The organism is Paraburkholderia tagetis, from assembly GCF_022213065.1.
In the GTDB taxonomy this organism is placed as follows: Bacteria; Pseudomonadota; Gammaproteobacteria; order Burkholderiales; family Burkholderiaceae; genus Paraburkholderia; species Paraburkholderia tagetis.
In genome coordinates, this window is the sequence record NZ_JAKLJA010000022.1 from 52,325 (window position 1) to 65,201 (window position 12,877).

Annotated in this window: 11 protein-coding genes; 8 read left to right on the plus strand and 3 right to left on the minus strand. The window is 65.9% G+C overall.

All coding sequences use genetic code 11. The features are described from left to right. The first annotated feature begins 91 nt into the window (after positions 1-91). A complete protein-coding gene (locus L5014_RS22965) occupies positions 92-1,762 on the plus strand; it encodes an acyl-CoA synthetase (RefSeq protein ID WP_238466042.1) in 1,671 nt (556 codons plus the stop codon). A 325-nt stretch (positions 1,763-2,087) separates the two neighbouring features. After that, positions 2,088-2,426, plus strand: a complete 339-nt coding sequence (locus L5014_RS22970; RefSeq protein WP_238466043.1) for a hypothetical protein — start codon at positions 2,088-2,090, stop codon at positions 2,424-2,426. 131 nt (positions 2,427-2,557) lie between these two features. On the opposite strand, the gene L5014_RS22975 is transcribed toward L5014_RS22970, so the two are convergent. After that, positions 2,558-3,160 (minus strand): response regulator transcription factor, encoded by a 603-nt coding sequence (locus L5014_RS22975; RefSeq protein ID WP_238466044.1) that lies wholly within the window; start codon positions 3,158-3,160, stop codon positions 2,558-2,560. A gap of 178 nt (positions 3,161-3,338) precedes the next feature. On the opposite strand from L5014_RS22975, the gene L5014_RS22980 reads away from it, so the two are divergent. The 6 genes from L5014_RS22980 (at position 3,339) to L5014_RS23005 (ending at position 10,532) form a co-directional block, all read left to right on the plus strand. Then, positions 3,339-4,109 (plus strand): TetR/AcrR family transcriptional regulator, encoded by a 771-nt coding sequence (locus tag L5014_RS22980; protein WP_238466045.1) that lies wholly within the window; start codon positions 3,339-3,341, stop codon positions 4,107-4,109. A gap of 143 nt (positions 4,110-4,252) precedes the next feature. Beyond that, positions 4,253-5,185: an HlyD family secretion protein gene (locus L5014_RS22985; protein ID WP_238466098.1), complete on the plus strand. Its 933-nt coding sequence runs from the start codon at positions 4,253-4,255 to the stop codon at positions 5,183-5,185. Then, a complete protein-coding gene (locus L5014_RS22990) occupies positions 5,182-6,204 on the plus strand; it encodes an ABC transporter ATP-binding protein (RefSeq protein WP_238466046.1) in 1,023 nt (340 codons plus the stop codon). Before L5014_RS22985 ends, L5014_RS22990 begins: the two co-directional genes overlap by 4 nt. Beyond that, positions 6,204-7,349 carry an ABC transporter permease gene (locus tag L5014_RS22995; RefSeq protein WP_238466047.1) on the plus strand — a complete coding sequence of 382 codons (1,146 nt, stop codon included), beginning with the start codon at positions 6,204-6,206 and terminating at the stop codon, positions 7,347-7,349. The genes L5014_RS22990 and L5014_RS22995 overlap by 1 nt, the downstream gene beginning before the upstream one ends. Positions 7,350-7,446: 97 nt before the next feature. Further along, positions 7,447-8,931 carry an efflux transporter outer membrane subunit gene (locus tag L5014_RS23000; RefSeq protein ID WP_238466048.1) on the plus strand — a complete coding sequence of 495 codons (1,485 nt, stop codon included), beginning with the start codon at positions 7,447-7,449 and terminating at the stop codon, positions 8,929-8,931. Between the two features lie 101 nt (positions 8,932-9,032). Beyond that, the gene (locus L5014_RS23005; protein ID WP_238466049.1) at positions 9,033-10,532 is read left to right on the plus strand and encodes an amidase; all 1,500 of its coding nucleotides are present in this window, start codon (positions 9,033-9,035) and stop codon (positions 10,530-10,532) included. Positions 10,533-10,546: 14 nt separating this feature from the next. Here the strand turns inward: L5014_RS23005 and L5014_RS23010 are convergent, their stop codons facing one another. Together L5014_RS23010 and L5014_RS23015 are read right to left on the minus strand one after the other, a co-directional pair. Then, on the minus strand, positions 10,547-11,386 hold the full coding sequence (locus tag L5014_RS23010) for an ABC transporter permease (RefSeq protein WP_238466050.1): 840 nt from the start codon (positions 11,384-11,386) through the stop codon (positions 10,547-10,549). 14 nt (positions 11,387-11,400) lie between these two features. After that, on the minus strand, positions 11,401-12,678 hold the full coding sequence (locus L5014_RS23015) for an ABC transporter permease (protein ID WP_238466099.1): 1,278 nt from the start codon (positions 12,676-12,678) through the stop codon (positions 11,401-11,403). Positions 12,679-12,877 lie beyond the last annotated feature (199 nt).

Genomic DNA, 12,877 nt, shown 5'->3' on the forward strand with positions numbered 1-12,877 from the left:
TCGTCCTGCTACGGTAGCGCGAATCATACCGACAAACCGGCAAGCGGCCCGTCCTTCGGGCCCTGCATGGATCGCCTCAGGAGACAGCATCATGTCGCATCCGTACGAAGAAGGGCTCGCACAACGCGAGGCCAATTACGTCCCGCTCACGCCCATCGACTTCATTGCGCGCGCCGCCGAAGTCTATGGCGAGCGTCCCGCCATGGTCTACGGCAAGGTGCGACGCAACTGGCGCGAGACCTACGCGCGCACGCGGCGCCTCGCGAGCGCACTCGAGCGCGCGGGTATCGCGCACGGCGACACCGTCGCGGTGCTGCTCCCCAACATCCCGGCCATGGTCGAGGCGCACTTCGGCGTGCCGATGGCGGGCGCCGTGCTCAATACGCTCAACACGCGGCTCGACGTCGCGACCATGCTGTTCATGCTGCGTCACGGCGAGGCGAAGGTGCTCATCGTCGACACCGAATTCGGCGCGCTCGCGCAACGCGCGGCGCTCGAATTTCCGGAGTTGAAGATCATCACCGTGGCCGACGTCGCGCCCGCCGACCCGGAGCATTTCCCGCGCGGCATCGACTACGAGGCCTTTCTCGAACAGGGCGACCCCGAGTTCGCCTGGCAGCCGCCCGCGAACGAGTGGGACGCGATCGCGCTGAACTACACTTCGGGCACCACCGGCGACCCGAAGGGCGTCGTCTATCACCATCGCGGCGCGCATCTGAACGCGGTGAGCAATATCCTCGAATGGGATATGCCCAAGCACGCGGTGTATCTGTGGACGCTGCCGCTGTTTCATTGCAACGGCTGGTGCTTCGCGTGGACCGTGGCGGCGCGCGCGGGCGTGAACGTGTGCCTGCGCAAATTCGACGCGAAGCTCGTGTTCGAGTTGATCCGCAGCGAAGGCGTCACGCACTATTGCGGCGCGCCCATCGTGCAGGGCGCGCTGGCCGATGCGCCTGCCGAATATCGCGCGGGCATCGCGCACACGGTGCGCACGATGGTGGCGGGCGCGCCGCCCGCGCCGGCGGTGATCGCGAAGATGAAGACGATCGGTATCGAGCTCACGCATGTCTACGGGCTCACCGAAGTCTACGGTCCAGCTTCGGTGTGCGCGGTTCAGGAGAGCTGGAAGACGCTGCCCGAGGACGAACAGGCGCGCCTCGCCGCGCGCCAGGGCGTGCGCTATCACCTGCAAAGCGGCATCAGCGTGCGCAATCCCGAGACGATGGCGCCCGTGCCGGACGACGGCGAAACGCTCGGCGAAATCATGTTCCGCGGCAACATCTGCATGAAGGGTTATCTGAAGAACGAGCGCGCAACGGAAGAAGCGTTTCGCGGCGGCTGGTTCCATACCGGCGATCTCGGCGTGATGACGCCCGATGGCTATGTGCGTATCACCGACCGCAGCAAGGACATCATCATCTCGGGCGGCGAGAACATTTCGAGCATCGAGGTGGAAGACACGCTGTATCGCCATCCCGCGGTCGCACTCGCGGCGGTCGTGGCGATGCCCGACGCGAAATGGGGCGAAGTGCCATGCGCATTCGTCGAGCTGCGTGAAGGTGCGAGCGCAACGATCGAGGAGATCATCGCGCATTGCCGGCTCTTCCTTGCGAACTACAAGGTGCCGCGCGTCGTGAAGTTCGGCGAATTGCCGCGCACGGCCACGGGCAAGATCCAGAAGTACGAACTGCGCGCACAAGTGGGCTCGCAAAGCGCGATTGATATGAACACGCAACCCGATGCTGCAAAGCACCCGAAGTGAAGGCTATTTAAATTAATAACGATATAAAAATGAAAGAATAGCCCATTGCGGCCGGTGGATTCGAGCGTCCGCCGGCCAACTTATGTTACGGCTCTTGACACCCCGGTCCTTTGAATTTCGCAACCAATCTTTAGAAACCGGCAGTAATCCGTTACGCATCAAGGCTCGACTGTCAGGTGCGCATTTTTTGTGCAGCGATTGGCTCGAAATTAAAGATTACAAGTGCTCACGTATTGATCGTCTTGCCCTCGATAAGCTTTGCTGCATGGTCGAGTACAACGCAATGTGTTGTGCGTCACGACAAACTCGAAGAGGAGCAATGCCTATGAATACGAAGAACTGGAAGATCCCCGCACGCGCTCTTGCTGCTGCGCTGGTCGCAAGCGGTGCGCTGATGGGTGCCTCGAGCGCCTTCGCGCAATCTTCGCCATACGGGCCGCACGCCGGCTCGGCGCCGCAGTATGGCCAGGCGCACATGGTCCCGGTGGGCGTGGAATTGTCGATCGGCTGGCACGAAAACCGTTACTGGGACGGCCACCGCTACTGGGAACGCGAAGAGTGGATGCGTGATCATCCGCGCGATGCAGGCCCTCCGGGATGGCACGAAGAACATCACGAGATGCGTTACGACGAGCGTCGTCCGCCGCCCCCGCCGCGTTATTGATCGACGGGAAACCGCGCTGCCGCCCCTCGCGGCAGCCTGCCGAGGCCGGACTCCCCCGATGGGAGACCGGCCTCGCTGCATTTTCATCCAATTGATTCGATGTCCGAATCAGGGCTTTTTTCGCCCCGGCTTCAGTCGATGAGCTTGTTCAAGGTGGCGAACTCGATGAGCGCCGCCAGCGACGACACACCGAGCTTGTCGAGCACGCGCGTCTTGTAGGTGCTGACCGTCTTGTCGGAAAGGCCGAGCCGCGCCGCCACGCCCTTGTTGCTCATGCCGCGCGCGAGATATTGCAGCACTTCCACCTCGCGCGGCGAGAGCCCGTTGAGCGCCACGTCGCGGCCGCCACCGCAACTGCCTGCCGGAAAGCAGTCGTAACCGAGCAGCACCGCCTTCACCACGCTGCACAGTTCTTCCACGCCGCGGCTCTTGCTCACGTAGCCATTCGCGCCCGCGATGCGGGTGTGATTTGCCATGACCTGCTCGGGCTTCGCTGAGAGCACGAGGACGCGCGTGGCGGACTGCCTCGCGCGGACGCCGCGAATGACCGACAGCCCGTCCAGCTTCGGCAATTCGAGATCGAGAATGACGAGATCGGGCTGCAATTCATGCGCGATGCGCAGGCCCTCTTCCCCGTCGCTGCATTCGCCCACCAGTTCATATTCGGTATTCAGAACGTTGGCGAGCATCTTGAGAACGATGGGGTGATCGTCGATAACCACGACGCGCTTCATTTTTTGTTCCATTTTTAGGGGCGGTATCGGATGCGCCTTTCGGCGGGAATATGACAGCCTGAACGACCACCCCACCTTTGTGTATAGGAAAGGTCTGAAACAAAGCCAGCCAATTGAGAAGGGTTAACCCCTGCCGTACAAGTTTGAACCTAACTAACGCGTGAATTAGACTGGATCAATGAATGCGCGCCGCGCCACCACCGCATCGCCTCTCTCCCCCATCGCGACCGGGGCCGGCAAGCCTCGCGGGCGCCGCCCCGCCAATGCCGACCTCGATATGCGCGAGCGGCTGCTGGCCTGCGCGACCCAGCTCTTCGCCGAGCAGGGCATCGCCGCCACCACCATGGCGCAGATCGCCGCCGCAGCGGGCGTCACCTCGGCCATGGTCCACTACTACTTCACCAACCGTGAAAAATTGCTCGACGCCGTCGTCGAAGAGCGCATCGCGCGCTCCATCGCCTATGTGTGGGACAGCGCGGACAGCGAGGCCGCAGCCGACCCGCACACGCTCGTGCAGGAGCTCGTCGCAAGGCTCTTCGAAGTCACCGAGCGCCTGCCGTGGCTGCCGCCGCTCTGGCTGCGCGAAATCGTCAATGAAGGCGGCCTGCTGCGCGAGCGCATGCTCAAGCGCCTGCCCATCGAGCAATTGCAGCGATTCGTTGTCCATATCGCTGCCGCACAGCGCGAGGGTGCGGTGAACCCCGCGCTGGAAGCGCCGCTGCTTTTCATGTCGATCCTCGCGCTCGTCATGCTGCCGCTCGCGACCTCCCGGCTATGGCAGAGCACGCGCGGCCTGCCGAAGGTCGAGCGCGACGCGCTGCGCCGCCATGTCACCGCGCTGCTCGCGGGCGCCATGCAAGTGCCGGCGCCCATGCCCGGCGATGCGCCCGGCGCGAGCGCGGCGCCCGCGCGGACGCACAAACATCCCGCTCCCAGGAGCGCGTCGTGAGCGGCCGAAGCGAGCCCGGCATCCGCGCATGCGCCTCGCGCCAGGCTCGCGGCCCTTCACGCCGCAACGCCTTGCCGGTGCGCGCCGCAACGCGTTCGATCGGAGCCGCGCTCCGGAACGCATTCGTCGCCCTCATCACCCTCATCGCCCTCGCTGGCCTGGCCGCGCTCGGCGCGTGCTCGCGCCACGAACCGCCCGTCTGGCAAGGCTACGTCGAAGGCGAGTACGTCTATCTCGCGTCGTCGCAACCGGGCACGCTCGCCAGGCTCGACGTGCAGCGCGGCCAGACGGTCGCCGCCTCGGCCCCCGTGTTCGCGCTCGAAGCCGTCGACGAAACCGCCGCGCGCGATGAAGCCCAGCACCGTCTCGCCGCCGCGCAGGCGCAGCTCGACGACCTGCAAACCGGCAAGCGCCCGCCCGAGGTGCGCGTGACCGAAGCGCAGCTCGCGCAGGCCCAGGCCACCGCGCGCAAGGCGGCGCTCCAGCTCGCGCGCGACGAGGCGCAGTTGCGCGCGGGCGGCATCTCGCAGGCGCAGCTCGACGACTCGCGCGCCCAAGCCGCATCGAGCGCTGCGCAGGTGCGCGAGTTGCAGAATCAGGTGCGCGTGGCGAACCTGCCCGGGCGAGGGGCGCAGATCGCGGCACAGGCCGCCGATGTCGCGGCGGCGCAGGCCACGCTCGCCCAGGCACAGTGGAAGCTCGATCAGAAGCGCGTGGCCGCGCCGAATGCGGGGCTCGTCTACGACACGTTGTATCGCGTGGGCGAATGGGTGCAGGCCGGCAACCCGGTTGTGCAGATGCTGCCGCCGCAGAACGTCAAGCTGCGCTTTTTCGTGCCCGAGACGGTAGTGGGCTCGCTCGCGCCGGGACGCAAGATTCTCGTGCATTGCGACGGCTGCGCCGCGGACGTGCCCGCCACCGTCACCTGGGTCTCCAACGCCGCCGAGTACACGCCGCCCGTCATCTACAGCAACGAGCAGCGCGCGAAGCTCGTGTTCATGATCGAGGCGCGCCCCGCCGTTCAGGACGCCGGGAAGCTCCATCCGGGCCAGCCGGTGGAGGTGCGGCTGCAATGAGCGCATCGGGCGCCGGCACGGGCAAGGGCAAGGCCAACGGCGGCCCCTCGCCGCATGACCCAAACAACGCGCACGACGCGCACGACGGGCCGCGCTACGCCATCGACGTGCGCAATCTCAACAAGCATTTCGGCGACAAGCACGTGGTCAACGACGTCTCGCTGCGCGTCGCGCGCGGCGAAATCTTCGGCTTTCTCGGGCCCAACGGCAGTGGCAAGACCACGTCGATCCGCCTCATGTGCGGCCTGCTCACGCCCGATTCGGGCTCGGGCACCTGCCTCGGCTACGACATCGTGCGCGAGAGCGCGCAGATCAAGCGCAGCGTGGGCTACATGACGCAACGCTTCTCGTACTGGGACGATCTCACCATCCGCGAAAATCTCGACTTCGTCGCGCGCATCTACCGCATGCCGCGACGGCGCGAGTGCGTCGATCGCGCGCTCGAATCGCTCGGCCTCGCGAGCCGCGCGAACCAGCTCACGGGCGCGCTCTCGGGCGGCTGGAAGCAGCGTCTCGCGCTCGCTGCCTGCATGCTGCACGAGCCGCAACTGCTGCTGCTCGACGAGCCCACGGCCGGCGTCGATCCCAACGCGCGGCGCGACTTCTGGGAAGAGCTGCACCGGCTCGCCGCGCGCGGCATCTCCGTGCTCGTGAGCACGCATTACATGGACGAGGCCGAGCGCTGCCACAAGCTCGCGTATATCGCTTACGGCAAGCTGCTCGCGCAGGGCAGCGCCGCCGAGGTGATCGCTTCGCAAGACCTCGAAACCTGGGCGATTCACGGCGAGCAGCTCACCGCGCTCTCGACGCAATTGCGCGCCATGCCGGGCGTCGATCAAACGGTGGTGTTCGGTTCCGTGCTGCACGCGAGCGGCCGCGATCATGCAGCGCTCGCGGCGGCCGTCGAACGCGCGACCTCCGGCACATCGTTGCGTGCGCAACGTATCGAGACAGGCCTGGAAGATGTATTCATCTACCTGATGGGCCACACGCGCGACAACTACGGAGGCGCGGCCTGATGTTGAAACTGAACCTCGCATTCTCCGTGTCGCGCTGGTGGAGCATCGTGCTCAAGGAGTTCCTGCAACTCAAGCGCGACCGCGTGACGTTCGCGATGATCGTCGGCTTGCCGATCATCCAGCTCACGCTGTTCGGCTACGCGATCAACACCGATCCCAAGCACCTGCCCACGGCCATCGTCGTGGGCGAGGACAGTCCGTTTTCGCGCAGCTTCGTAGCGGGCATGAAGAATTCGGCCTACTTCGACGTGATCGAGACACTGCCCGACGAAGCCTCGGCACGGCATGCGCTCGCGCGCGGCAGCGTGCAGTTCGTGCTGAGCATTCCCGTCGACTTTTCGCGGCGCCTGTTGCGCGGCGAGCGCCCCTCGCTGCTGGTCGAAGCGGACGCGACGGATCCTACCGCCATCACCACGGCGCTCGCGGCGCTGCCGGGCCTCATCGCGCCCGTGGCCGCGAAAGACCTGACCGGGCCGCTCGCGCATCTGAACGGCGCGCCCGCCGCCTTCGACGTGCAGGTCCACCGCCTCTACAACCCCGAAGGCGTCACACAGTACAACGTCGTGCCCGGCCTCATGGGCGTGATCCTCACGCTGACGATGGTGATGATGACCGGTCTCGCCATCACGCGCGAACGCGAGCGGGGCACGATGGAAAACCTGCTCGCCATGCCCGTGCTGCCGATCGAAGTCATGACCGGCAAGATCGTGCCCTACGTGGCAATCGGCCTCGTGCAGGCGACGATCATCGTGCTCGCCGCGCGCTTCGTGTTCGACGTGCCGTTCGAGGGAAGCCTCGTGGCGCTCTATCTTTCCGCGCTGCTGTTCATCGCCGCGAATCTCACCGTGGGCATCACGCTCTCCTCGCTCGCGCAGAACCAGTTGCAGGCCATGCAGCTCGCCGTGTTCTACTTCCTGCCGAACCTGCTGCTCTCGGGCTTCATGTTTCCGTTCGCGGGCATGCCGCGCTGGGCGCAGTGGATCGGCGAGCTGCTGCCGCTCACCTACTTCAACCGGCTCGTGCGCGGCATCCTGCTCAAGGGCAACGGCTGGGCCGACCTGTGGATTTCCGTGTGGCCGCTCGCCGTGTTCGCGGCGGTCGTGATGGCAATCGCGGTGCGCTTCTACCGGCGCACGCTGGATTAGGGCCGCGATCATGAAACGCCACGCGCTGCCGTTTGTGCCCATCGCATCTGCCGCCTTGCCGGCATTGTCTGCGTTGCCTGCATTGCCTGCATTGCTGATGACGCTGTTGATAATCACAGCGCTCGCGGGTTGCACCGTCGGCCCGGACTTCCATTCACCGGCCGCGCCGCAGGCGCCCGGCTACACGCGCGCGCCGCTGCCCGCCGCCACGGTCAGCGCGCCCGGGCCGGGCGGCGCCATGCAGGCCTTCGCGTCGACCGCGCATGCGCCGCGCGCATGGTGGAAGCAGTTCGGCAACCCGGCGCTCGATAGTCTCGTGGATGAAGCACTGCGCGCCAGCCCGACACTCGATTCCGCGCGCGCGAAACTTGTCGAGGCGCGCGAAAACTACAACGCGCAGGCGGGTGCGGCGCTATTCCCTTCCGTCGACCTGAAGCTCTCGGGCACGCGCCAGAAGCTCGACCTCGCCGCCTTCGGCATCACCCAGATGCAGAATCCGCCGCCGTTCACGCTTTACGATGCCTCGGTCAGCGTCTCGTATGTGTTCGATCTATTCGGCGCCAACCGGCGCGCGCTCGAAGCCACGCTCGCGCAAGTCGATTATCAGGAATACGAACTTGAAGCGGCGCGACTCACCGTGGCGGGCAATGTCGTCGCGACGGCAATGCGCCGTGCCGCGCTGCGCGACGAGATCGGCCTCACGCAACGCCTGATCGGCGCGCAGGCGCAGCAGTTGTCGATCATGGAAGCGCGGCTCGCGGCGGGCGGCGTCGCCCGGCTCGACGTGCACAGCCAGCGCACGCTGCTCGCGCAAACGCGCGCCACGCTGGCGCCGCTCACCACACAGCTCGCCCAGACCGATCATCAGCTCGCGATCCTGCTCGGCGAGGAGCCATCGAGTTCGGCTTTCGCGCCGCAACTCGATGCGCTCACGCTCGACACGCTGCCGCTGCCCGATACGCTTGCGCTCACGCTGCCTTCCACGCTCGCGCGCGAGCGCCCCGACATTCGCGCCGCTGAAGCGCTGCTGCATCAGGCGAGCGCGAACGTCGGCGTGGCGACGGCCAATCTCTTTCCGCAGATTTCGATTTCGGCGGGCGTGGGCTCGGAGCGCACGCGCATCGAGGACGTGATCACCGGGCTAAACATCTGGAACGTGGGGCTCGGCCTCACGCAGCCGATCTTTCATGGCGGCGAGTTGCGCGCGAAGCGGCGCGCGGCCCAGGCCGCTTATGAAGCGGCATTCGCGGACTACAAGCAGACGGTGCTCCAAGCGCTCCAGCAGGTCGCCGACACGTTGCATGCATTGCAGGACGACGCGCTGGAATTGCAGACCCGCGACGACGCCGCGCGCGAAGCGCAAGCGAGCGCGGCAATCGCACACGATCGCTACACCGCGGGCGGCGTGAGCGAGTTCGATCTGATCGACGCGCAACGTCAGGTGCTGCAAAGCGCGCTCGACCGCACACGTGCGCAGGCCACGCGGCTCACGGACACAGCGGCGCTCTATCAAGCGCTGGGCGGCGCGGCGCTGCCCGAGGAAGCCGCGCACGAGGAAGCCCCGCAACGTGGCAACCGTTGATTCATGCGGCAACTGTCCGTTTCCTTTTGCTTGTACGCGTGCTGCGCGACAATGAAACTCCGTTTGCTCCATCCGCAACCATCGGCCCACGAGAGTCACGCATGAATCAGGCATCGCATTCCCCCGCCCAAGCTGCGCAAAACAGTGCGCAAGCGCTCACGCACGGCGAAATCGTCGCTGCCAACGCGCTCGAACTCTCGCAATGGATCCGCCTTCGCAAGATCTCCTGCCGCGAAGTGATGAACGCGTTCCTCGACCATATCGAGCGCGTGAACACGCCGGCCAACGCCATCGTGTCGCTACGCGAGCGCTCGGTGCTATTGGCCGAAGCCGACGAACGCGACGCCCAGCTCGCGCGCGGCGACTATCTCGGCTGGCTGCACGGCATTCCGCAAGCACCCAAGGACCTCACCGCGACGGCGGGCATCCGCTCCACGCAATGCTCGCCGATCTTCCGCGACGAAGTGCCGAAGGCCGATGCCCTCGTGGCCGCGCGCGTGCGCGCGCAAGGCGCCATCTTCATCGGCAAGACCAATTCGCCGGAGTTCGGGCTGGGCTCGCACACCTACAACCCGGTGTTCGGCACCACGCTCAACGCTTACGACCCCACGCGCAGCGCGGGCGGCAGCAGCGGCGGCACGGCCGTGGCGCTCGCGCTGCGCATGCTGCCGGTGGCGGACGGCAGTGACATGATGGGGTCGCTGCGCAATCCGGCGGGCTGGAACAACGTCTTCGGCTTGCGGCCCTCGCAAGGGCGCGTGCCCTCGGTCCCCGCCGTCGACGCGTTCTACAACCAGCTCGGCTGCGCCGGGCCGATGGGCCGCAGCGTTCCCGACCTGGCCATGCTGCTGGCCACCCAGGCGGGCTACGACGCGCGTGCGCCGCTCTCGATTGCCGAAGATCCGGCACAGTTCGCAGGTCCGCTCGCGCGCGATTTCAGCGGCACGCGCATCGGCTGGCTCGGCAACTACGACGGCTATCTGGCGATGGAAGACGGCGTGCTCGCACTCTGCGAGAACGCTCTCAAGGACTTCGAAGCAATCGGCTGCAAGGTCGATGCCGCGCGCCCCGATTATTCGATGGAGAAGCTCTGGGACTGCTGGCGCACACTGCGCCACTTCTCGGTGGCGGGCTCGCTGGGCGCGCTCTATCGCGACCCCGCGAAGCGCGCGCTACTCAAGCCCGAGGCGCAATGGGAAGTGGAAGGCGGGTTGAAGCTCTCAGGCGAGGACGTATGGAACGCAACGGTCGCGCGCACGCAGTGGTACAACGCGCTGCTCGCGCTGTTCGAGCGCTATGACTATCTCGTGCTGCCGAGCGCGCAGATCTTCCCGTTCGATGCGAAGGCGCATTGGCCGAAGTCGGTCGCGGGCCGCACGATGGACACGTATCACCGCTGGATGGAAGTGGTGATCGGCGGCACGCTCGCGGGTCTGCCCGTGATGTGCGTGCCGGCGGGCTTCAACGCGCAGGGGCTGCCGATGGGCCTGCAAGTGATCGGCAAGCCGCAAGCCGATCTATCCGTGCTGCAATTGGGGCATGCCTACGATCAGGCCACGCAGTGGGTGACGCGGCGTCAGCCCGCCTTGCTCGCCGCGTGACAACATTCAGGCCTTCAGGCCTTCACCGCGCGCGCCGCATTCCTGCCGCGCAGCCATTCGAGCGCCAGCAGCAAGCTGGTCGAGAACACGATCAGGATCGTTGCGAGCGCAGCGATCGTCGGGCTGATGTTCTCGCGGATGCCCGTGAACATCTGGCGCGGCAGCGTCGTCTGATCGGCGCCCGCGAGGAACAGCGTCACCACCACCTCGTCGAACGATGTCGCGAACGCGAACAGCGCGCCCGAGATCACGCCTGGCGCAATCACGGGCAGCGTGATGCGAAAGAACGTCGAAACCGGATTCGCGCCGAGCGACAGGCTCGCGCGCACGAGGTTGTAGTTGAAGCCCTGCAGCGTGGCCGATACCGTGGTCACCACGAAGGGCACGCCCAGCGACGCGTGCGCGAGAATCAGGCCCAGATAGGTATTGGCGAGCCCGAGCGGCGCGAAGAACAGATACATGCCCACGCCCACCACCACCACGGGCACGATCATCGGCGAGATGAGCACCGCCATGAGCACGGCCTTGCCGCGGAAGTCGGCCTTCGTGATGCCGATTGCCGCCAGCGTGCCCAGCACCGTCGCCACGAGCGTCGCCGCCGGCCCGACGATGAAGCTGTTCTTCGCGGCCATGCGCCATTCGTCGGACATCACGAGGTTCTGATACCAGCGCAGCGACCAGCCCGGAATCGGATAGACGAGAAACGTGCTCGACGAAAATGAAAGCGGCACGATCGCGAGCACGGGCAGGATCAGATAGAGCAGCGTGAGCACGGCGAGCCCGCGCAGCGTGAAGTACCAGATGCGTTCGATGCCGGAGGTATGGGGCGCAAACAGCGGTTTGGCGAATTTCATGTGCAGTGCCTCCGTTAGCCGAGGCTCAGTTGCGTGCGCGTGAAGCGCCCGTAGACGAAGTACAGCATGGTCGTCGCCACGAGCAGCAGCGCTCCGAGCGAGCACGCCATGCCCCAGTTGATCGACACGTTCGTGAAGTACGCCACGTAGTAGCTCACCATCTGGTCGGCGGGACCGCCCAGCAGCGCGGGCGTGATGTAGTAGCCAATCGAGAGAATGAAGACGAGCAGCACGCCCGCGCCGATACCCGGGTATGTCTGCGGCACATACACGCGCCAGAAGGCCGCGAACGGATGGCTGCCGAGCGAGACGGCGGCGCGCTGGTAGGTGGGCGGAATCGACTTCATCACGCTGTAGAGCGGCAGCACCATGAACGGCAGCAGGATGTGCGTCATCGAGATATAGACGCCCACGCGATTGAACAGCAGCGTGAGCGGCGTGGAAATAATGCCGGTGCCGATCAGCGCCTTGTTGACCAGGCCTTCGCTTTGCAGAATCACGATCCATGCGGCCACGCGCACGAGAATCGAAGTCCAGAACGGAATCAGCACGAGGATCATCACGAGATTGGCGCGGCGCTCTGGCAGCGTCGAGATCCAGTACGCAAGCGGATAGCCGAGCGCAAGCGCGAACAATGTGACGAATACGCTGATCACGAAGGTGCGGCCGAACACGGCGAGATAAATCTGCTGATCGGGGTCGGCGGAAATGATGCTGCCGAACGCGTCCTGCTTGTGGTCGAGCGAGGCGAGCAGATAGAACGGCGAATAGTGGCCGCTGTTCTTCGCGATGGCCTGCCAGTACGTCACGTCGTTCCAGCGGTCGTCGAGCTCGACGATTTTGGCGCGCGTTTGCGCGGGCGTGAGCTTGAGCGGATGACCGTCGCCATCGGCGAACGGCATCGCGCGCGCCGTCTTCGCCACGAGCGAGCGATAGCCCGCGATCTCCACATTCAGGCGGCGTGCGAGCGCGCCCATGGCGTCGCCGTCCTGCACCGCGACGAGATCCTGCGCGAGCGCCGCATAGGCCGCATCGGGCGGCGCGCTCTTGCGGTCCCAGCCGCCCAGCGCGGCAACGGTATGCGGCAGCGCGGTCGCCACCTCGGGATTCTGCACGGCGCGCGTGAGCAGCGCCGCGATCGGCACGACGAAAATCAGCAGCAGAAAGATCGCCAGCGGCGCGATCAGCAAGAGCGCCATCGTGCGCTTCTTCGCCTGTGCGAGTCGCAGTTCGCGCTTCAGACGCGTGCTCGATTCGCCCGAGTGGTCGGCTGCGTGTGCCGCGGTCGTCATGGGTGTCAATTCAGTCTCCTGCGCAGTCTCCTGCGCTCGCCGCAAAGGCTCTCGCCCCGAAGCGGCAAGCCGCGCGCGCCCCGTGCGTGGCACAGCGCGCGCGTTCCTCCGTTATCGCGCGGGCGCGCATCCATCGTTCAGGACATTCGATGTGCGCCCGCCCGTCATGCTTCCAATGCCGCTTCTAATGCCTCTGCTA